At 61.1% G+C, this 18799-nt stretch carries 18 protein-coding genes; 3 read left to right on the top strand and 15 right to left on the bottom strand.

All coding sequences use genetic code 11. The annotated features are described in order from the left end of the window. The 13 genes from rnc to AC1VS5_RS07465 form a co-directional block, all read right to left on the bottom strand. Window positions 1-712 (bottom strand): ribonuclease III (gene rnc / locus AC1VS5_RS07525; protein WP_481218240.1); only part of this gene is annotated, 712 nt, incomplete at its 3' end. 3 nt (window positions 713-715) lie between these two features. Then, window positions 716-961 carry an acyl carrier protein gene (locus tag AC1VS5_RS07520; protein ID WP_019128438.1) on the bottom strand — a complete coding sequence of 82 codons (246 nt, stop codon included), beginning with the start codon at window positions 959-961 and terminating at the stop codon, window positions 716-718. Between the two features lie 126 nt (window positions 962-1087). Continuing rightward, on the bottom strand, window positions 1088-2107 hold the full coding sequence (gene plsX, locus AC1VS5_RS07515) for a phosphate acyltransferase PlsX (RefSeq protein ID WP_204627730.1): 1020 nt from the start codon (window positions 2105-2107) through the stop codon (window positions 1088-1090). Window positions 2108-2186: 79 nt separating this feature from the next. Next, window positions 2187-2366 carry a 50S ribosomal protein L32 gene (gene rpmF / locus AC1VS5_RS07510; RefSeq protein WP_019128440.1) on the bottom strand — a complete coding sequence of 60 codons (180 nt, stop codon included), beginning with the start codon at window positions 2364-2366 and terminating at the stop codon, window positions 2187-2189. A gap of 95 nt (window positions 2367-2461) precedes the next feature. After that, window positions 2462-3016: a YceD family protein gene (locus AC1VS5_RS07505; protein ID WP_019128441.1), complete on the bottom strand. Its 555-nt coding sequence runs from the start codon at window positions 3014-3016 to the stop codon at window positions 2462-2464. Window positions 3017-3018: 2 nt separating this feature from the next. After that, window positions 3019-3522: an ATP synthase subunit B family protein gene (locus tag AC1VS5_RS07500; protein WP_481218239.1), complete on the bottom strand. Its 504-nt coding sequence runs from the start codon at window positions 3520-3522 to the stop codon at window positions 3019-3021. Between the two features lie 65 nt (window positions 3523-3587). Continuing rightward, a complete protein-coding gene (gene coaD, locus AC1VS5_RS07495; RefSeq protein WP_144688378.1) occupies window positions 3588-4097 on the bottom strand; it encodes a pantetheine-phosphate adenylyltransferase in 510 nt (169 codons plus the stop codon). Window positions 4098-4204: 107 nt separating this feature from the next. Continuing rightward, window positions 4205-4792 (bottom strand): 16S rRNA (guanine(966)-N(2))-methyltransferase RsmD, encoded by a 588-nt coding sequence (gene rsmD / locus AC1VS5_RS07490; protein ID WP_481218238.1) that lies wholly within the window; start codon window positions 4790-4792, stop codon window positions 4205-4207. Next, the gene (recG, locus tag AC1VS5_RS07485; RefSeq protein ID WP_481218237.1) at window positions 4789-6984 is read right to left on the bottom strand and encodes an ATP-dependent DNA helicase RecG; all 2196 of its coding nucleotides are present in this window, start codon (window positions 6982-6984) and stop codon (window positions 4789-4791) included. Before recG ends, rsmD begins: the two co-directional genes overlap by 4 nt. Before the next feature lie 3 nt (window positions 6985-6987). Then, window positions 6988-8658 (bottom strand): DAK2 domain-containing protein, encoded by a 1671-nt coding sequence (locus AC1VS5_RS07480; protein ID WP_346680246.1) that lies wholly within the window; start codon window positions 8656-8658, stop codon window positions 6988-6990. A gap of 47 nt (window positions 8659-8705) precedes the next feature. Beyond that, the gene (locus AC1VS5_RS07475) at window positions 8706-9089 is read right to left on the bottom strand and encodes an Asp23/Gls24 family envelope stress response protein (RefSeq protein WP_481218241.1); all 384 of its coding nucleotides are present in this window, start codon (window positions 9087-9089) and stop codon (window positions 8706-8708) included. Window positions 9090-9263: 174 nt separating this feature from the next. Beyond that, a complete protein-coding gene (locus AC1VS5_RS07470) occupies window positions 9264-11078 on the bottom strand; it encodes an ABC transporter ATP-binding protein (RefSeq protein ID WP_481218236.1) in 1815 nt (604 codons plus the stop codon). Next, entirely contained in the window at window positions 11078-13390 is a 2313-nt protein-coding gene (locus AC1VS5_RS07465) for an ABC transporter ATP-binding protein (protein ID WP_481218235.1), read from the bottom strand. The genes AC1VS5_RS07470 and AC1VS5_RS07465 overlap by 1 nt, the downstream gene beginning before the upstream one ends. A gap of 646 nt (window positions 13391-14036) precedes the next feature. Between AC1VS5_RS07465 and rpmB the strand changes: the two genes are divergently transcribed. From rpmB to AC1VS5_RS07450, 3 genes are all read left to right on the top strand, one after another. Further along, on the top strand, window positions 14037-14225 hold the full coding sequence (gene rpmB / locus AC1VS5_RS07460) for a 50S ribosomal protein L28 (protein WP_019128451.1): 189 nt from the start codon (window positions 14037-14039) through the stop codon (window positions 14223-14225). Between the two features lie 938 nt (window positions 14226-15163). After that, on the top strand, window positions 15164-15421 hold the full coding sequence (locus tag AC1VS5_RS07455; protein ID WP_022349489.1) for a DUF4160 domain-containing protein: 258 nt from the start codon (window positions 15164-15166) through the stop codon (window positions 15419-15421). Window positions 15422-15431: 10 nt separating this feature from the next. Then, window positions 15432-15692: a DUF2442 domain-containing protein gene (locus AC1VS5_RS07450; protein ID WP_481218234.1), complete on the top strand. Its 261-nt coding sequence runs from the start codon at window positions 15432-15434 to the stop codon at window positions 15690-15692. Window positions 15693-16734: 1042 nt separating this feature from the next. On the opposite strand, the gene rfbB is transcribed toward AC1VS5_RS07450, so the two are convergent. Together rfbB and AC1VS5_RS07440 are read right to left on the bottom strand one after the other, a co-directional pair. Next, window positions 16735-17742, bottom strand: coding sequence for a dTDP-glucose 4,6-dehydratase (gene rfbB, locus AC1VS5_RS07445; protein ID WP_481218233.1), 1008 nt, complete (start codon window positions 17740-17742; stop codon window positions 16735-16737). Window positions 17743-18615: 873 nt separating this feature from the next. Then, on the bottom strand, window positions 18616-18799 hold a 184-nt coding region (locus AC1VS5_RS07440), incomplete at its 5' end, for a hypothetical protein (protein ID WP_481218232.1).

The raw sequence follows: 18799 nt of genomic DNA, 5'->3' as shown, positions 1-18799 counted from the left end.
GCGAGACGATACCGCCGTCAGAGGTGTAACCCATGCGCTCGAGCGCATCGAGCGCTGCGGCTGCCTCGGCCTTCTTCTTCGAGGGGCCGGTCCCCTTGCCCTGGCGAGCGCCGTCCACGAGCACCACCGCGGTGAAGATGGGCTCATGAGCCGTTCCTCCGGTACCGACGAGCTTGTAGGCAGGCGGCTCATGATGGTCGCTCTGCACGCATTCCTGGAGGTAGGACTTAGGATTGCTCGGACGCTCGGCGCGATCGGCGGCGAGATGCGGCTCGAGGGTGCGGGTGATGAAGTCTTCGGCCGCGGCGCGCCCGCCATCGAGAAAGAGGGCGCCCACGAGCGACTCGTACACGTTCTCGAGCGCGGAGTGCAGGCCGCGCGCGCCCGTTCCCGTCTCGGAAGCGCCGAAGATGATGCACTGGTCGATCCCGAGCTCCTGCCCAACCTCAGAGAGCATCTGGCCAGAAACGAGCGAAACCTTGAGGCGCGTGAGCCTGCCCTCGTCGAACTGCGGGTAGGCTTGGTAGAGCGCGAGCGCAACGATGGAGCCCAGGATGGAATCGCCCAAGAACTCCAAGCGCTCGTATGAGGCCGTAACCGGCTGCCCCTCGACGGCGGAGGGGTGCGTAATCGCGCTCTGCAGCAGGTCACGGTCGTGGAACTTGTGCCCGCAGATCTGCTCTGCGAGCGCGAGTTTTTCTGAGATGAGCAAGGCCTATGCCCCCTGCTGCGTTGCCTCGATGGCATCGATGGCGTCCGCGACGGAGGCGATGGCGAGCAGGCGCTCCTCGTCCATCTCGATATCGAACTCGTCCTCGAAGGCCGTCACGAGCTGCAGACGGTCGAGCGAATCCGCATCGAGGTCGTCGAAGGTGGTCTCTTCGGTGATCTGATCGATATCGATACCGAGGACATCGCTCGCGATATCGGCAACCTTGTTGAAGATCTCTGTGCGATCCATGCTCGCATCTCCTCTCACCATGCCGGGCACGCCGGCCTCTCTATGCGTTCTGATTCTACCCCAGATAGCCGTGGGCTGCCGTCCGAGATCCCGCGCGCAATCACCTCCCCCGGTGACGCTATCGCGCTACTTGACGATAGAATCCACCGAATCGATCACGTGCTGAATCAGGCCAGCCCGAACGGCATCTGCAGTGGCGAGGGTGCCGTTCTTCACCGCCTCGACGGAAGTCGCGCCATGCCCGATAAGCACCACGCCCTTGAGGCCAAGAAGGATCGCCCCGCCCTTGGCGTCACCCGACAGCCTCTCCTTGATTGCGTTGAGTTCGCTTTTCACCAAAAGCCCCGCGATCTTGCCCTTGGTGGAGGAAAGCAGGGTGCTCTTGAGCTCCTGAAGGATGAGCTTCGCTGCGCCCTCGGTGGCCTTGAGCGCCACGTTGCCGGCAAAACCATCGGCGACCACGACGTCGAAGTTACCGGACACGAGGTCTGAGCCCTCGCAGTTCCCGGCGAAACCGGTGAGCCGCTCCTTCATCAGCTTGAAGCACTCCTTGGTGAAATGCGAGCCCTTGGAGTCCTCGGTTCCGTTGGAGAGCAGACCGATACGCGGGTTCTTGATATCGCAGACCACGCGGGCATACGCAGCGCCCATCTGCGCGAAGCGAAGCATGTCGCCCGGCTCCACATCAGGGTTGGCGCCGAGGTCGCAGAAAACGGTGAGGCCACCCGTGCGGTTAGGCAGCGCGGTCGTGATGCAGGGACGAATGGGGCGCTGCTCGCCCTCGTCCTCATATTTGAACGGAGTGACGTAAGCGGTCGCGGCGGCGGTTACCGCTCCGGTGGCACCAGCAGAGAAGAAACCCTGAACCGTACCCTTCTTGACCGCGCGGCACGCGACAACGATCGACGACTTGCGCTTGCTCATGACCGCCTTGATGGGGTCGTCGCCCATCTCGATGGTATCGGGCGCCACAAGCGGCTCCACGCGATCGCGCTTCTGGGCAAAGGGGACCACGAGCTCCTCGGGGCCCACGGCAAAGACGGTTAGCTCAGCATCGGCCGCAAGCGCGGCATCGATACCATCAAGCACGACCTGCGGCTCCTCGTCCCCGCCCATGACATCGACCGCAACGCACACCTTAGACATGACATATCCTCTCAATAGCGAAATGGCCGACGCAAAGGCCGGCCATATCATGCAGCAACATACTTGCGATGCACCATCGTTACTCGGTAACGATGACCTCGCGATCCTTGTAGTAACCGCAGTTGGGGCACACGTGATGCGGAAGCTTCACGGCGCCGCAACGGGGGCAGGTGGAACGAGAGGGGGCATCGATCTTCATATTGGCGGAACGACGGTTATGCGTACGGATGCGTCCCTGCTTTTGCTTAGGTACTGGCATGTTGACCTTCCTTATTACTTCACCTTAAGGCACTGCTTACGCGCAAGCAGTGATAATAGCATACTCGCTGCTCAGATGTATAGTGATTATTTGGATTAGTCATCAAGCTTGAGGTTTTTGAGCACGGCAAACGGGTTATCGTCACTCATCGCACGCTCTTCTGCCTCGCGCTCGGCACAGCCGCACGGCCCTTCGTTGAGGTTGGCTCCACATGTGGGGCACAGCCCCTTGCAATCGGGCCGGCAGAGCACCACGAACGGCGTGTCCATGATGACGGCATCGGCGATGGGGCCGGAAAGATCGATGACGCGCTCAGGGCTCACGACCTCGAAGCCATCCTCATAGGCATCCGGATCGTCGGGCTCTTCGAAAAGGTAATACTCCTGAATCTCACCCGCGATATCGATGTGCGCGGGTTCAAGGCAAAGGTCGCACGCGCCCGTGGCGCCAGCGCGCACGAGCCCTGTCACGAGGACGCCGTCACCCGTATGCGTGAGCACGACATCATAGGAGATACCGTCATCGAGCGCGAACTCCTTCTCTCCCACCGAATATGAGGGAGCGTCGACGGTGCCCGCAACGGGATAGCTGTCGCCGGGATTCTCGATGTGGTCTGCGAGCTCGATGAGCACCGGATCGAAAAGCGCCATGATTACCAAGTGCCGTTCTGGTTGCTGGTGTTCGCGCCCTCGTTGAGCTGCTGGCGGCAACGAGCAACGGTGGAGGTCAGGCTCTTGAGGTTCTCCTCGAGATGCGTGAAGACCTGCTCCGCATAATCTTCGGCAGCATAGCGCGTCTCGCGCTCGTACTGCTGAGCGCGATCGCGGATATCGTCGGCCTGCTGCTGCGCGAGGCGAACGATCTCCTGCTCGCCGGCGATGGTAAGCGCCTGCTGCTGAGCGTCGGCGATGATGGAATCGGCTTGAGCGGCGGCAGATGCCAGAAGCTCGTCGCGCTCCTTGAGGATGCGACGCGACTTCTGCCACTCCTCGGGATAGCTCATGCGAATCTCGTCAAGAATGTTGAAGAAGACCTCAGTCTCAATCACCTTGAACTGCGCGTTCTTGCCGAACGGCGGCTTGGCCTCTTCGATGATGCCCTCAAGTTCATCGACCAGGCTCTCGATTCTCTCCCCCGGAAAGTTATCGCCCGGCATTCGGTCTCCTTTCATAGGCTGCGAATAAACTGCGATTCATTTTCACATAGTACCACAGAGCGCGATTATCGCTCTTTAAAGCGCTCTTTGAGCGCGGCGTCAACATTCGGTGTGACGAATTCCGACACATCTCCACCAAACGAGGCGATCTGCCGCACGACCGACGACGAGAGATAGCCGTACTGCGGGCTGCTCATCACAAAGATCGACTCAAGGTCCGCGTCGAGACGGTAGTTGAGGTCTGCTTGCTGAAGCTCATACTCGAAATCGGTCATGGCGCGCAGGCCCTTAACCACGGCGCCGGCGCCCACTTCGCGAGCAAGATCCACGAGAAGGCCGGTAAAGGGCAGAACCTGAACGTCGTCAAGCCCTTCGCACAGGAGCGCCTCGCGCGCAAGGCTCACGCGCTCATCGAGCGAGAAGGTTGTACCCACCCCGTTCTTACCAAGCGACTCGGCAACCGCCACCGTAACCTGCGGGCAGATGCGGCGTGCACGGCGCACGACGTCAACATGACCATAGGTGATGGGATCGAACGTTCCGGGAACGAGCACATGGGTGATGGGATCGGGCATGGAAGCTCCTTGAGAACGGAGGTACAGGACAGGCACGGGTGAGACAGTTGTGCCGGGTCATTTTGTCTCTGAGACAGTTGTGCCGGGTTAATCTGTCTCATTTTGTCTCACCAAGGCACCGTCTCTTCAAGCTGGAGGACATCGACCGCGGTGGTGCCATAGCGCTTCTCTCGCACGACCTCGAAGCCCTGCGGGTGCGCCCCAGGAAGATCGGATCGGTGCTCGAACAGGGCGATGGCGCCCGAGGCGAGCAGGCTATGCGCCGCAAGCGCTTCAAGCAGCGCCTCCGCCGGCTCGGGCCCGAGCGCATAGGGAGGGTCTATGAGCACCGCATCGAAGGGCCCGCCCGGCACGCGCCCGCGCGATGCCGCGGCGAGCACATCGCCCGTCACCACACGGTAGGAAGAGCGCTCCGCTTTGAGCCCCTCGAGGTTTCGGCGGACAAGCAAGGCAGCCTGCCGATCGATATCGAAGAACGTGGCATGCAACGCCCCGCGTGAGAGCATCTCGATGCCCAGCGCCCCGGACCCAGCGAACGCGTCGAGCACGCGCGCGCCGCCGATGCCCTCATCGAGGGCAGAATCGAGCACCGAAGCGCACGCCTCGCGCACGCGATCGGTCGTCGGGCGCGTTACCTCGCGCCCCCGCGGCTCCTCGATGCGACGGCCTCGCCACACACCGGCAACGATCCTCATCCACCGCTCACCTCCTTGAATACATCTCCATAGCGCCTGACGACCTCGATCCTCAAGGGCATCGTGGCGGTCGACGCAAGGTCATGAGCATAACGCAAGATCTCTTGCGCGTCATCGTGGGCAGCTTGGATAACCTCGACATCCGCCTCGAGGTCAACAAACCGAAGCGTCACCCCGCCGTGCTGCCTGAGGCCCAAGATCTCGCCCTCATGGCGAAGGCGCAGATCGAGTTCGGCGAGCGCGAAGCCGTCGGAAGTGCGCTCTAAAGCCTCCAAGCGCTCCTGGGCGGTGCTTCGCGCGCCGGACTTCTTCGCATGCGTCATGATGAAGCAGCGCCCCGCATCGCGTCCGCGGCCCACACGGCCACGCAGCTGGTGGAGTGTTGCCAAGCCGAAGCGCTCACCATCCTCGATGACCATCACGGTGGCCTCGGGCACATCGACGCCCACTTCGACCACCGTGGTAGAGACGAGTATCTGCACATCGCCCCGACGGAACGCGTCGATGACTGCATCCTTCTCGTGGTTCGGCATGCGCCCGTGGAGCGCCTCGACGCGCGCCGCGGGAAACGTTCTCCGCACGCGCTCGAGCTCGAGCTCGACGCTGTGCAGCCGAACCTTCGGCGCCGCCTTGCCATCATCCACGTCGAGCGAGGGTGCCGACCCCGGCACGTCGTCGAGCTCGTCGGTAGAGTCGCTCTCTGCCACGAGCGGGCAGATGATGTAGGCGCGCTGCCCTGCCTCAAGGGCTTCGCGCACGGCGCCATAAGCGATATCGCGGTTCGATTCGGTGAGCACGCGCGTCTGGACCCCTGCCCCCGCAACGGGCCGCGTGCGAATAACGCTCGTCTCAAGGTCACCGTAAACCGAGAGCGCAAGGGTGCGCGGAATGGGCGTGGCGGTCATAACGAGCAGGTCGGCGCCGGGACCTTTAGCGCGCAACGCATTCCTTTGGTTCACGCCAAACCGGTGCTGTTCGTCGATGACCACAAGGGTGAGCCGCTTGAAGACGACGTCTTCAGAAAGCACGGCGTGGGTACCGAAGAGCACCGTGAGCTCGCCCGAAGCGAGGCGCTCCTCGATGGACGCCCGCTCATCGGCCGGCGTCGCACCCGTGAGCAGCGCCCACGAGATCCCCGCCTGATCGAGCAGCGGGCCGCACTTCACCGCGTACTGCTGAGCGAGCACGCTCGTAGGGGCCATCACGCATGCCTGGGTATGAGAGTCGGCGACCGCGGCGAGCGCCATGCACGCGACGGCCGTCTTGCCCGTACCCACGTCGCCCAGAAGAAGCCGGTTCATGACGCGGCCGCCTTCGGCCATGTCGTTAAGTATCTCGCCCACGGCGCGCTCCTGCTCATCGGTGAAGGAGAACGGCAGCGCGTCGCGCAAAGCCGCAACGTGCGCGCCGGGCACATGCGCGACGGGGTGAACATCGAGCAGGTTGGCATCGTTGCGAAGGCGAAGTGCGAGCTGCAAGAAGAGGAGCTCATCATAGGCTAGGCGCTGCCGGGCCTCGTCACGCTCATCGAATGAGGTCGGAAAATGAATGGAGCGGAGCGCGCGGGAGATGCTCATGAGGTGGCGGCGCGCGCGGATGCGAGCGGGCAGAGCATCGACAAAGCCGTCGGTGCGCTCCAAGGCGCCCGAAACGATCCTCCGCATCCAGGCAACGGAAATGCCCTCCCCCACCGGATGCACCGGCATGATGGAGCCCGACTGCGCGCGCTCGTCGAGCTTCTCGAAATGAGGCGAGCTCATCTGCTTGAACCCGTAGGCGAATTCGACCTTGCCCATGAGTGCGAGGCGATCGCCGGGCTTGATGTCGCGCGCAAGCCATGGCTGCTTGAAGAACGCCGCCTGGATCACGCCCGTTTCGTCGATAAGCGAAACCTCGACCACGCTGAGCCGCGGGCGCGGGTGCTTCTCCACCACGCGATCGACGGTAGCGACGATGGTCGATACCTCGCCAAGCGGGGCATCTTCAACGGTATAGGCATGTGAGAAATCGAGGTAGCGGCGCGGTATATGGAGAAGGAGGTCGCCCACGCGTTCGATCCCCAAACGCCTGAGCGCCTCCTCGCGAGCTCCAGATACATATTTTAGGCGCGACACATCCTCATCGAGCGCGCTGGCCCGAAGCAGGCGCGCGTGCGCCGGCGACAAGGCATAGCTACGCTGAGGCGCGGCCACGATCTACTCGATCGAGAAAATCACCGGATAGAGCGGCTGCTCTCCACGGTGCGAATCGATCTCGAGGTCGGGCTGGGCCTCCTCGATGGCGGCGATGATATCCTCGAAATCCTCGTCGGAGAGATCCGCGCCAGCGAGAATGGTGAGCGAGTCACCCTCCTCATCTTCCTGCATGCGGTTGATGCACTCAAGCGTAACCTGCTTGACGTCGGACCCGACCACATCGATCGACCCGCCGATGATGCCCATGACATCGCCAGCGTGGATGGGCGATCCGTCGGACGCCTGGCTATCGCGCACGGCCGAGGTAACCTCGCCATCGCGCACATCCTCGAGGGCCTCGGTCATAGCCTCAACCGCATCTTCGAGCGAAGAATCCGGCAGCACGGCGAAGAGCGCCGAGAATGCCTGCGGCACGGTCTTCGTAGGAACGACCGCAACCTGCTTGTCGGTGCAGGCGGTCGCAGCGGCCTCGGCCGCCATGCGAATGTTGCCGTTGTCGGGCAGGATGATCACGGCCTCGGCGTTGACCTTCGAGACGGCATCGAGAAGGTCGGCCGTGCTCGGGTTCATGGTCTGTCCGCCCGAGACCACCACGTCGACGCCGAGCGACTCGAGGATCTCGGCCTCGCCGGAACCGGCCGCAACCGCCACGAAGCCGAGCGGCTTGGCAGGCTCTGCAGGCGCCGCATCCTGGTCCTCGTGGATCTTGGCGGTGCGCTCGCGCGATTCCATGTCCATGTTGTGGATGAAGACCTCATAGATCTGGCCGAGCTGCAGCATGTGCTCGAGCACGAGGTTCGGGGTATTGGAATGAACGTGGATCTTATAGTCGGGGTAGGCGCCCACGAGCAGCTCGCAATCGCCCATGGAGGCGAGGAACTGGAGGCACTCCTCCTCGTCGAAGGGGGCGTCTGCCTTGAAGAGGAACTCGTTGCAGTAGCGGTACTCCGAGCCCTCCCAATCGTCGTTCGCCTCGATCTTCACGCGGTCGAGCGCGCCCTCGCGAGCGCTGTCGGCGGAGGCATCGAAGGTGGCGGCGAAGTCCTCGGTCTTGACAGCGGTGCGCCCGAGAGCAGCGGCCACGAAGTTCTCGAGGAAGATGGCGAAGCCGAACGCGCCGGAGTCCACCACGCCGTTCTCCTTGAGCACCGGGAGCAGGTCGGGCGTGCGCGCGACGGACTGATACGCCTCGACTACGATAGCGTCGAGCGTGTCCTCGACCGACTCGCGAGCCTTGGCGCAAGAATCGGCCTTGGTGGAGATATCGCGCAGCACGGTCAGGATCGTGCCCTCGACCGGCTTGCGCACCGCCTTGAAGGCGACCTTCACGGCGTTGCGGAGCGCAGCGGCCACATCGGCAGACGTCGCAGGGTCCGTCGCGTCGACGAGCCCCTCGGCAACGCCGCGCAGAATCTGCGAGGTGATGACGCCAGAGTTTCCGCGCGCGCCCATGAGCGAGCCGTGGGTGATGGCGCCGGCGATGGCCTCCATATCGGCGTCGGCGGGAAGGCTGCTGAGCTCCTTCACCACCGAGGCGAGCGTGAGCGACATATTGGTTCCGGTATCGCCATCGGGCACGGGGAACACGTTGAGCTTGTTGATGTCCTCTGCCTTGTCAGAGACCGCGGCGGCCGCAATGGGAAAGCAGGTTCGAATGGTCTTCGCAATCATGTGGGATATCTCCGTTGGTTCTAGCCAGGGTACGTACCGCCCGGCGTCTAGCCGAGGTTCTTGAGCGCGTCGATATGGATGACGACCTTCAACTTGGCGGGGTCGATCTCTGCGATCTCCTTCAGCGTGAAGGCGACCGCGCTGGAAAGGTTCTCGCACACGGACTTCATGTTCACGCCGCTCTCGAGCACAACGTGCAAATCGACGGCGAGCCCCTCCTCGGTGTTGGAGACAAGCACGCCCTTGCGCAGGCGCTGGCCGGCAAGCAGGCGCACGCTCTCGGCACCCTGCAGCTGCTCGGCCATGCCAACCACGCCATAGCAAGACATGGCAGCGTAGCCGGCGATATCGGCAATGACATCGTTAGAAACGCTCAGGCTTCCGGACACTGTATCAGGCACGGGAATCTCCTTATCTGATGCACAGCGCATCGGTTTCACGAGTAATCCCCTGTATCTTACTACGAGTTTGGAACCCATGCTGAAAATGCACGCCATGCAAAATCAGGACAGAGGGAATTTCACCTCTCCTGCCCTCGCTGACGTAAAACCAGGACAGAGGGAATGTTGCGTCCCCTGCCCTGGTTGTCTCATGATCTGCGCCCGCTATTCCTCGAGCTCGCCATCCTCGAACTGGGAGTTATAGAGCTCGGCATAGAAGCCGTTCTTAGCAAGGAGCTCGTCGTGCGTGCCAGATTCCACGATGTCGCCGTCACGCAGCACCAAGATCACGTCGGCATTGCGGATGGTGCTCAAGCGGTGCGCGATCACGAAGCTCGTGCGGCCCTGCATGAGGGCGTCCATGGCGCGCTGGATGCGCTCCTCGGTGCGCGTGTCCACGTTGGAAGTGGCCTCGTCCAGGATGAGAATGGGGCGGTCGGCAATGAACGCGCGGGCGATGGTGAGAAGCTGCTTCTGGCCCTGGCTCACGTTGGAGGCGTCCTCGTTGAGCTCGAAGTCGTAGCCTCCGGGAAGCGTGCGGATGAAATGGTCCGCGAGCGCGGCTCGCGCGGCAGCGTGCACCTCGTCGTCTGAAGCAGACGCCCTGCCATAGCGGATGTTCTCCTTGATGCTCCCCTTGAAGAGCCACGTATCCTGCAGAACCATGGCGAAGTTCTCGCGCAGGTCGTCGCGCGCGTAGTCGCGCAGGTCCACGCCATCCACGGTGATGGACCCGGCGTTCACGTCGTAGAAGCGCATGAGGAGCTTCATGAGCGTGGTCTTGCCCGCACCCGTGGGCCCTACGATGGCAACGGTCTGACCCGACTCCACATGGCAGCTGAAATCGTGGATGATGGTCTTGTTGGGAACATACCCGAAGCGCACGTGGTCGAATGTGACCTCTCCGCGGCAGCGGGGCAGCTCGGGCGTGGATGCATCGGCAGATTCCTCGGGCTCGGCCAAGAACTCGAATACGCGCTCGGCAGCAGCCGAGAGCATCTGGAGCATGTTCGACACCTGGCTAAGCTGCGTGATGGGCTGCGTGAAGTTGCGCACGTACTGCATGAAGGCCTGGATATCGCCCAGGTTGATGGTGCCGGCAATAGCCAGGAATGCGCCTACGATAACCACCGCCACGTAGGCGAGGTTCGCCACGAAGTTCATGATCGGCTGCATGAGGCCGCTGAAGAACTGCGCCCGCCAGCCTGAATCATAGAGGTTAGCGTTCTCCACATCGAAATCGGCCACGGCGCGCTGCTCGCGGTTGAAGACCTTGATGACGTTCTGGCCCGAGAAGCTTTCCTCGATGATGCCGTCCACGCGGCCCAAGATGGCCTGCTGGCGGCGGAAATACCGCTGCGACGAGCGCACGACGACCACCACGAGCACGAGCGAGACGGGCACCGTGAGGAAGGTGAGGCCCGCGAGCGTCACCGAGACCGAAACCATCATGACGGCGACGCCGATGATCTGCGTCACCGAGGTGATGAGCTGGGTCACGCTCTGGTTGAGCGATTGCCCGAGGGTGTCAACGTCGTTGGTCACGCGGCTCATAACGTCGCCGACCGAGTTCGTCTCGAAGTAGCTGAGCGGCATGCGGTCAATCTTCTCAACGATCTCCCTACGCATGCGATAGCACACGCGCTGGGTCAGGCCCGTCATGATCCAGCCCTGGACGAAGTTCATAGCCGCGCTCGTCACGTAAAGGCACAAGAGCCCGGCCAGAATGTAGCCAATCTTGGTGAAGTCGATACCGCCCGTGCCCGTGACCTTCGCAGCAAGGCCCTGGAAGAGCTCGGTCGTGGCCTGGCCCAGAATGCGAGGGCCGAGCACGTTGAACACCACCGAAGCGATGGCGCAGACGATAGCGATGATGAGCGCGATGCGCTCGTGCGCGATATAGGCGACGAGCTTCTTGATGGTTCCCTTGAAGTCCTTCGCGCGCTCAGACGCGGGACCACGTCCCATGGGGCCCGGCATCAGCGCTCACCTCCTTTCAAAGCGTTGGCGTCCAAGGCAGAGGCCTCGTTTGCCGCATCGTCAAGGCCAAGCTCCTTCGCAGAAAGCTGGCTCTTCGCAATCTCGAGGTACTCGGGGCAGGAGCGCAGCAGCTCTTCATGCGTGCCGCGGCCCACGATGCGGCCATCGTCGAGCACGAGGATCTCGTCGGCGTGCATGATGGTCGCGATGCGCTGCGCCACGATCACGATGGCGGCGTCTCCCGCGCGGTCGGCGAGCTCCTGGCGCAGCACCGAATCGGTCTTGTAGTCGAGCGCGCTGAAACTGTCGTCGAACACGAGCACGTGCGGGCGGATGGCCAGGGCGCGGGCGATGGAAAGACGCTGGTTCTGGCCACCGGACACGTTGGAGCCGCCCTGGCTGATGGGGCTTTCGTACGTATCGGGCTTGCCCTCGATGAACTCCGTCGCCTGGGCGATCTGAGCTGCCTCGACCATGTCGGCATCGGGCATGGAGGGGTCGCCGTACTTGATGTTGCTCGCTATGGTACCGCTGAAGAGCATGCGCTTCTGCGGCACGTACCCTATGGTGCGGCGCAGCTCCTCGAGGCCGATCTTTCTGATGTCCACGCCATCGAGCGTGATAGAACCCTCCGTGACATCGTAGAGGCGCGGGACAAGCTGCACGAGGGTAGACTTGCCGCAACCGGTGGAGCCGATGATGGCGCAGGTCTTGCCCGGCTCGGCCGTGAAGCTGATGTGCTCCAAGGTGGGTTCGTCGGCATCGGGATAGGTGAACGTCACGTCGTTATAGGAGATGACGCCGCGCCACCCCTCGCCGCGCTCACGAGACACGCGATCGGCGGGCGCTGGGTCCTCGATGCTGGAATGGCAGGCAAGGACCTCTTGGACGCGCTCCGCCGCCACGTCGGCACGCGGCAGCATGACCGAGATCATCGTGAGGATCATGAAGCTCATGATCACCTGCATGACGTAGTTGATATAGGCCATGAGGTCGCCCACCATGAGGTTGCCCGCGTCGACGCCTTGCCCGCCGAACCACACGATGCCGACAGTCGTGGCATTCATCACGATGAGCATCATGGGCATGAGTGCCGCCATGCACCGGTTGGTGAAGATATAGGTGTTGGTGAGCTCGCGGTTCGCCTTGTCGTAGCGCTCCTGCTCGTAGCTCTGGCGGCCGAAGGCGCGAACGGGCATGATGCCCGTCACAATCTCGCGTGCGACCAGGTTGTTGCGGTCCACCAGGCTCTGCATGCGGCGGAACTTGGGCATGGTGATGCCCATAAGGATGCCGATGGTGATGGCGATGACCAGGATTGCAACCACGAGGATCCACTCGAGCCCGGTTGGCGTGGTGAGCACGCGCACCACGGCGCCGATGCCCATGCAGGGCGCGAAGAGCACGATGCGCAGGCACATCACGAGCACCATTTGGATCTGCTGAATGTCGTTTGTTGCACGCGTGATGAGCGACGCAGCGGAGAACTTCTCCATTTCCGCAGGTGAGAACGACAGCACGCGCTCGTAGAGCTGGTGGCGCAGGTCGCGCGCGATCGCGGCCGAGGTCTTCGACGCGTTGAACGCCGCGAGGATGGCGCAGAGCGCCGAGAGCAGCGCGTAGGCGAGCATGGTGAGGCCCTCGGAGAAGAGATAGGATGTCTGGACGTCGTTCAGGTCCAGGCCGGCATCGCGGTAGGCGTCCTTCACGTATTCGATGGCGCGGCCCTCGATGATGGTATCGCCCTGATCGCCGAGGGAATCGACGAGCTGTGCGCGCATCTGCGCGAAGCTGCCCGCCTCCACCGTGACGGCGTGCCCGGCCTCGGCAGACAAGTACCCTTCAACCATGCCGACGAGTTCGTCGAGGTCGATGGTGTCCCCGAACTGTGCTTTGAGGGCATCGAACGCCGGCATGCCCGCGGCCGCCTCGGCGGAAGCGAAGTCCTCTACCGCAATACCTTGGTTGATCTGGTAGACGAGCATCTCGGCCTCGGCCATTTCGCTCTCAATCGCGGCACGGTCGTCATCCGAGCCAACGAAGGTGCGCACGCCGCCCGCATCGGGGCCGCTATAGAACGCATCGACCTGGCTTGCAACGTCCTTGTCGAGGAATAGCTCGACATCCGCGAGGTCGCTCTCGGTGATTTGATCCGGAACGGCACTCTCGATGCCGCCCTGGCTGATGCCCACGTCTACGATGTTGCTCATGAGCCCAGGCAGGGTCAGCTCGCAATTGGCCTGCATGAATAGCAGCACCAACGCGATGAGGAAGTTGATTCCGTGCCCTTTGAGGAACTTGAAGATCTTCAACGGCGCATCCCTTCCGTTGTCGCGCGCCGGGCCATCTTCCCGCCGCATGCCTCGCGACGGCCTATGAGCCCAGACGCTCGAAGGGGGCCCGTAGGCACCCTCCTCTTCTCGTATATATATGTGTGTAGAGTTGCCGCATGCGAACCAGGCAGCACACCTGCCGCACGCCCTACCCCTCCGCGCACGTGGTGCAAGTTGTACCCCATCGATTTCGAAAATGGGTTGTCGCGGGAAAGCTTTGGGCACCCTTCATACAATTTTCATTCATGAGGTACCGAACGGAATGCGTATTTATGGGCGACATTGCGCCTGGGCTAGATGCGCCGGGTGGCAAGCGAACGGCCGCGAAAGGGATCTCCTGTAGATATCTATATATCTATATAAAAAGGCGAACATAACGCTCATGGAGGTTCGTCCCAAAGAGCTCGCGAGCCACGTCCTGCTGGACCTCGCCCGAGAGGCAAGCATAGCGCTCATGGAGGTTCACCCCGCCTGTTGACGGCGCTTGGCGGTACGCGTAGCATGTACGCGGGCAAAATGCTGGAATTTGTTCGTGAAGATTACTCGCATTTCCAGTGTTCTGTGCTATAGTTCCTATCTGTTTGATTAAGTGGGTAGTTCCAGACCGCCCAAGGAGGGTTTCGATATGTCCAAAGTTTGCGAAGTCTGCGGTAAGCACCCCGTTGCTGGTCGCTCCATCAGCCACTCCCACCGCGTGACCAACCGTAAGTTCCGTCCCAACATCCAGCGCGTGTACTGCGTGGTCGATGGCCAGCGCAAGAAGATGAACGTGTGCACCAACTGCCTCAAGTCCGGCAAGGTGGCCCGCTCCTAAGTGCTTTGGCGTCGCGGACGCGGCGCTCCCCTTCTTGGGAACTTATTTGCATGCAAGACGCCCTTCGGGGCGTCTTTTTTGTTCGCTCCCCACGATCATATTTGCTCGTCGCCCCCCGCGCGGGTAAATATGATTGTCGCTCCTCGGCAGGCAAAGCACGACGATGCCGAGCACGGCCAAAACGGACTCCGCGCACCATAAAAACGGACCCGTCGCGCCATAAAGCTGACTCCGCCCACCACCAAAATTGACTGAACCGGGGATTTCGGCCCCGTCCAAACACTTAGTTTCAACTTTTGGGCACTTCATCACTAACCCGTCAAGTACACAAAGAACGCCGCAAAAGCGCAAGCCGCTGAGCTGCGCAAACATACGTGCGATAAACCGCAATCGCCACGTCTACTTTGACAGCACGCGTTCGAGTGCCCAAAAGTTGAAATCGGAATCTCCTGAGACCCATTGAATGCCAAAAAACCGCCCATAATACGAGCGGCGAGGGGGCAGGAGCCCGACACGCGGAAATCTGAAGGCCCGGACGGCGTTATCCTGAGGCGCTAAGGCAAAGCAAGCTTGCATCATCCGGCATTTTGATTGGTGGATGGCACCCGAGCTTACTATCCGAACGCTCGAGAACCCGCATCTCGTGCTTAAGCGACTCGTTTGCTCGAAGGATGGCATCCCTGCAGAATACTTCGAGCTCCAGCATGCCATAGGTACCACAGACGGCGAACATGCTGTCCGATATGCCCAGCACCGCAAGCAAAGCGTTGTCCCCATCCCCGCTTCCAAAGAGTAGCGCATCCCACGTTTATGGTGATGAAAGACGTGGTATAACTCCGATACGGCGCACGTTCAAAGCGCACCCCGCCCTATATGCCACACGACACAATAGCGTCGGCGTCGCAATGAGAGCACTCGAAATGAGCATTGGAGGGATTATGCCGACAATTAGCATGTTCTACGGAATAATTATCTCCATGTATTTTAATGACCACATGCCTCCGCACTTCCACGCGAGGTATCAAGGCCACGAAGCTGCGTTTACGTTCGACGGAGAACTGCTCACCGGAAACCTTCCCCACAAGCAGGAAGCCATGGTCCGCGCCTGGGCACTCATCCACTCCGACGAACTTGCTGCGGTCTGGGAGCTCGCAGGCAGCGAAGGCCAGACCTTCAAAATCGACCCGCTCCGCTAGGAGGTTACTTATGGCTGATATTCGCGATCTACCGTTCCCCATTGTCGTAACCGAGGTTCACGCGCTCGGCGAATTCCAGCTTGCATTGACGTTTCAAGACGGCAAGCGAGGAATATTCGATATGAAACCATATTTGGGAAAGGGAGTTTTCAAAGATCTCGAAAACCCGGGTTACTTCTCGCTCGTGACAATAGAAAATGGGACTGCATCGTGGCCAAACGGAGCAGATATGGCACCTGAGCGACTTTACACTGACTGCATCGCTGCCTAGTCTTAACGGTACAAAAGGCAATGGGAGAGGTTTCATGCGAGCCTGAACCCACGATTACCTTAACGAACTATCTGCTTACGAGCACAAGCTCAAGACCTTCCATGGCATCGACGGCCATACCTGTAGCGCTGATTCTGTTGGCCTATGAGACGCTGCTCGGCTAAGCCGAGCATAGGGTGATGCGTACGTATATGGGAACAGCCACCTTTTGCGGAGACGGCTGCTCGGCGTGGGCATCACCCACCAAAACCATGTCTCACAGGAGGGCTTAAAACCTTCTGCTCGTTACGAGTATAGTCCAAAGCGGAGTCACCGTTCGCCGTGGGGTGTACTCGGATTACGGCCAGGATCTAATCCCTACGTAAAAGATCGCGCATAAACTCGGAGCCGAAGATATCGTAACCGCGGTACGTAAGCCCATCCCGTTGATGGACTCGGCAACACAGCTCGCTGCAATATCGAAGACGGAAGAACCGTTGACCTGAGCCCACGTTGAGGAACATCATGCGAATAAAGGCTTAGGTAGGATACGGAAACACTAAGCGCCGCGGCCTTTCCCCATGCCATGATGCGCTATAAACCCGCCATTTTGTTTTAGGACGACAAGCTCCTGGTGCGCAAGAGTAGCGTCTTCCATCACATTCTCGAGCTGACAGAACCAGATGCCATAAAACAGCGCACCGCAAGCACAGACAAGCAACCGTCCAGTGCTGAAGGATGCGCAGGAAATGACCGCTCAAGTGCATGAAAGAGAGTTCCCGTAACTTACGCTCACGAGAACCGAGACCCCGCCAACAAAAACGTGCTACGATACTACAAGATCACTCGCACGGGGCAGAAGCTCCTACCGCGGGTGATTTTGTTATTCCGCAGTCACAGTGGCCTTGGCAGCATTTCGCGAGCGCGCGTAGACAATCATCATCCCTGTGCCGAACCCCGAAGCCGTGTCAGCCCACAAGCAACATATTGCGCACCAATGGGAGCGGCCATCACATAATCATTCCTTCGATATAGGAGGCCTTCTGATGTGAAGGGGACTTCATCAAAAGCGATGAAAGCCTACTGCCCCTGCGCGGCGTATCTCGCCTCGGTCGCCTCCTTGGCGGGGCGCCACCAGGCCTCGTTCTCGCGGTACCAGGCGATCGTCTCGGCGAGGCCCTCGGCGAAGTCGGCGTGGGCCGGCTCCCAGCCGAGCTCGCGGCGGAGCTTCGTGGGGTCGATCGCGCACCCAGTCGAAGTCGTCCCCGTCGCGGCCGAAGGCCTCGAGGATGGCGCGCAGCACGTCGATGTTCGACCTCTCTCCGTCGGCGCCGATGAGGTAGGTCTCGCCGATCTGACCCTTGGTGAGGATGGTCCAGACTGCCGAGCTATGGTCCTCGGTGTGGATCCAGTCGCGGACGTTCAGGCCGTCGCCGTAGAGCCTCGGGCGCACCCCGTCGATCAGGTTCGTGATCTGGCGCGGGATGAACTTCTCCACGTGCTGATACGGGCCGTAGTTGTTCGAGCAGTTGGAGATCGTCGCCCTCACGCCGAAGGTGCGGTGCCACGCGCGGACCAGGAGGTCGGAGCTCGCCTTCGTGGAGCTGTAGGGGCTGCTCGGGCGGTACGGGGTCTCCTCGGTGAAGCGCGCCGGGTCGTCAAGGGCGAGGTCGCCGTAGACCTCGTCGGTCGAGACGTGGTGGTAGCGGACGCCGTATTTTCGCGCCGCCTCGAGGAGCGCGTAGGTGCCCTCGACGTTGGTGCGCAGGAACGGCTCGGGGTCGGCGATGGAGTTGTCGTTGTGGCTCTCCGCCGCGTAGTGCACGATGGCGTCGTGCCCGGGGACGAGCTCGTCCAGGAGCGCGCGGTCGCAGACGTCGCCCACCACGAGCTCCACCCGGTCCTCGGGCAGGCCCGCGATGTTCTCCGGGTTGCCCGCGTAGGTGAGCTTGTCGAGCACGGTCACGTGCACGCCGGGGTGCTCGCGCACCACGTAGCGCACGAAGTTGCTGCCGATGAAGCCGCAGCCTCCGGTGACGATGATGTTCCTGGGTTCGAAGATCTCGGACATATAGAGCTCCTGTGGTCGCGGATAATACAAACAGTTGTTCGAAAATAAAATATACTTATTTCTGCGAGCGGGCGGTGCCCTCCCAATCAGCAGGATAGATTGGAGGGATCCCGTGATCGTAAAGCTAACCGAGCTGTTGCGCGCCCTCGCGGCCGTAACGGCGCTGGTCATCATCCTGATTCTGTTGTTCAGGTAAACCAGCCGGGCGACGCTTCGCGATAAGGGAACAGCCGCCTCTGCACAAGCGGCTGTTCCGCGTGGGCGTCGCCCACCAAAAGCCTTAGCAGGAGGGCTTAAAACCTCTGCTCGCTGTAAGTATACCCGCTGGCACTCCTGCTTGCCAGCGGGTATACGCCTTTTGCGACAAGCTTGAAAAGTATAGCTCATTGCTTAAATGCGAACATATGTTTCTTTTATCAACTCATCATGGTAGAATATCGATATGCGAGCGGGCGGTGCCCTCCGAGTCCGACGGGGTAGATGGAGGGATCCCATGAGCAAGCTCACCCAGCTGCTGCTATCGGCAGCTGTGCTTGTAGCGCTGATTCTGTTGGCCTACGAGATGCTGCTCGGTTAGACCGGGCCGGGGTGATGCTTGACGCATATGGGAACAGCCGCCTTTAGCGGAGACGGCTGTCCAGCGTGGGCATCACCCACCAAAACCATGTCTCGCAGGAGGGCTTAAAACCTTCTGCTCGCTACGAGTATACCCCAAAACGGCGTCCCCGTTCGCCGTGGGGTGTACTCGGCCGGCAACCTCAAGAATCTCGCACGCTCTGGCAGCAGCGTAGCGTCAGATTGGAGACGCGGTACCGGTGATGCCATGCATGACGAGCACGGGCCTACCGAGGGAGAGTGCCTCTTCGTGGATGCCTAGGCGCGTCCCGCCTCGTCCAAAATAGAGATGAAGTGCCTGCCGTAATCTGTCTTTGACATCTCCTCGCCGAGCAAGCGGAACTCATCGGCCCCGATAAACCCCCAACGGAAGGCAACCTCCTCGATTGTGTTTGATAACGTCTGATTTGCGAATTTGAGCATACTGTTTTTTCGGGAATGA

The organism is Enorma sp., from assembly GCF_982429025.1.
This window is presented reverse-complemented; position numbering and strand designations above follow the sequence as displayed.

What these genes read in the sequence shown, in the direction of transcription:
- AC1VS5_RS07500 (WP_481218239.1), bottom strand. Translation starts at nt 3,522, where the DNA reads ATGCCGGGCGATAACTTTCCGGGGGAGAGAATCGAGAGCCTGGTCGAT.
- rsmD (WP_481218238.1), bottom strand. Translation starts at nt 4,792, where the DNA reads ATGAGGATCGTTGCCGGTGTGTGGCGAGGCCGTCGCATCGAGGAGCCG.
- rpmF (WP_019128440.1), bottom strand. Translation starts at nt 2,366, where the DNA reads ATGCCAGTACCTAAGCAAAAGCAGGGACGCATCCGTACGCATAACCGT.
- AC1VS5_RS07455 (WP_022349489.1), top strand. Translation starts at nt 15,164, where the DNA reads ATGCCGACAATTAGCATGTTCTACGGAATAATTATCTCCATGTATTTT.
- coaD (WP_144688378.1), bottom strand. Translation starts at nt 4,097, where the DNA reads ATGCCCGATCCCATCACCCATGTGCTCGTTCCCGGAACGTTCGATCCC.
- rpmB (WP_019128451.1), top strand. Translation starts at nt 14,037, where the DNA reads ATGTCCAAAGTTTGCGAAGTCTGCGGTAAGCACCCCGTTGCTGGTCGC.
- AC1VS5_RS07520 (WP_019128438.1), bottom strand. Translation starts at nt 961, where the DNA reads ATGGATCGCACAGAGATCTTCAACAAGGTTGCCGATATCGCGAGCGAT.
- AC1VS5_RS07505 (WP_019128441.1), bottom strand. Translation starts at nt 3,016, where the DNA reads ATGGCGCTTTTCGATCCGGTGCTCATCGAGCTCGCAGACCACATCGAG.
- AC1VS5_RS07480 (WP_346680246.1), bottom strand. Translation starts at nt 8,658, where the DNA reads ATGATTGCGAAGACCATTCGAACCTGCTTTCCCATTGCGGCCGCCGCG.
- AC1VS5_RS07470 (WP_481218236.1), bottom strand. Translation starts at nt 11,078, where the DNA reads ATGCCGGGCCCCATGGGACGTGGTCCCGCGTCTGAGCGCGCGAAGGAC.
- plsX (WP_204627730.1), bottom strand. Translation starts at nt 2,107, where the DNA reads ATGTCTAAGGTGTGCGTTGCGGTCGATGTCATGGGCGGGGACGAGGAG.
- rfbB (WP_481218233.1), bottom strand. Translation starts at nt 17,742, where the DNA reads ATGTCCGAGATCTTCGAACCCAGGAACATCATCGTCACCGGAGGCTGC.
- AC1VS5_RS07450 (WP_481218234.1), top strand. Translation starts at nt 15,432, where the DNA reads ATGGCTGATATTCGCGATCTACCGTTCCCCATTGTCGTAACCGAGGTT.
- AC1VS5_RS07475 (WP_481218241.1), bottom strand. Translation starts at nt 9,089, where the DNA reads ATGCGCTGTGCATCAGATAAGGAGATTCCCGTGCCTGATACAGTGTCC.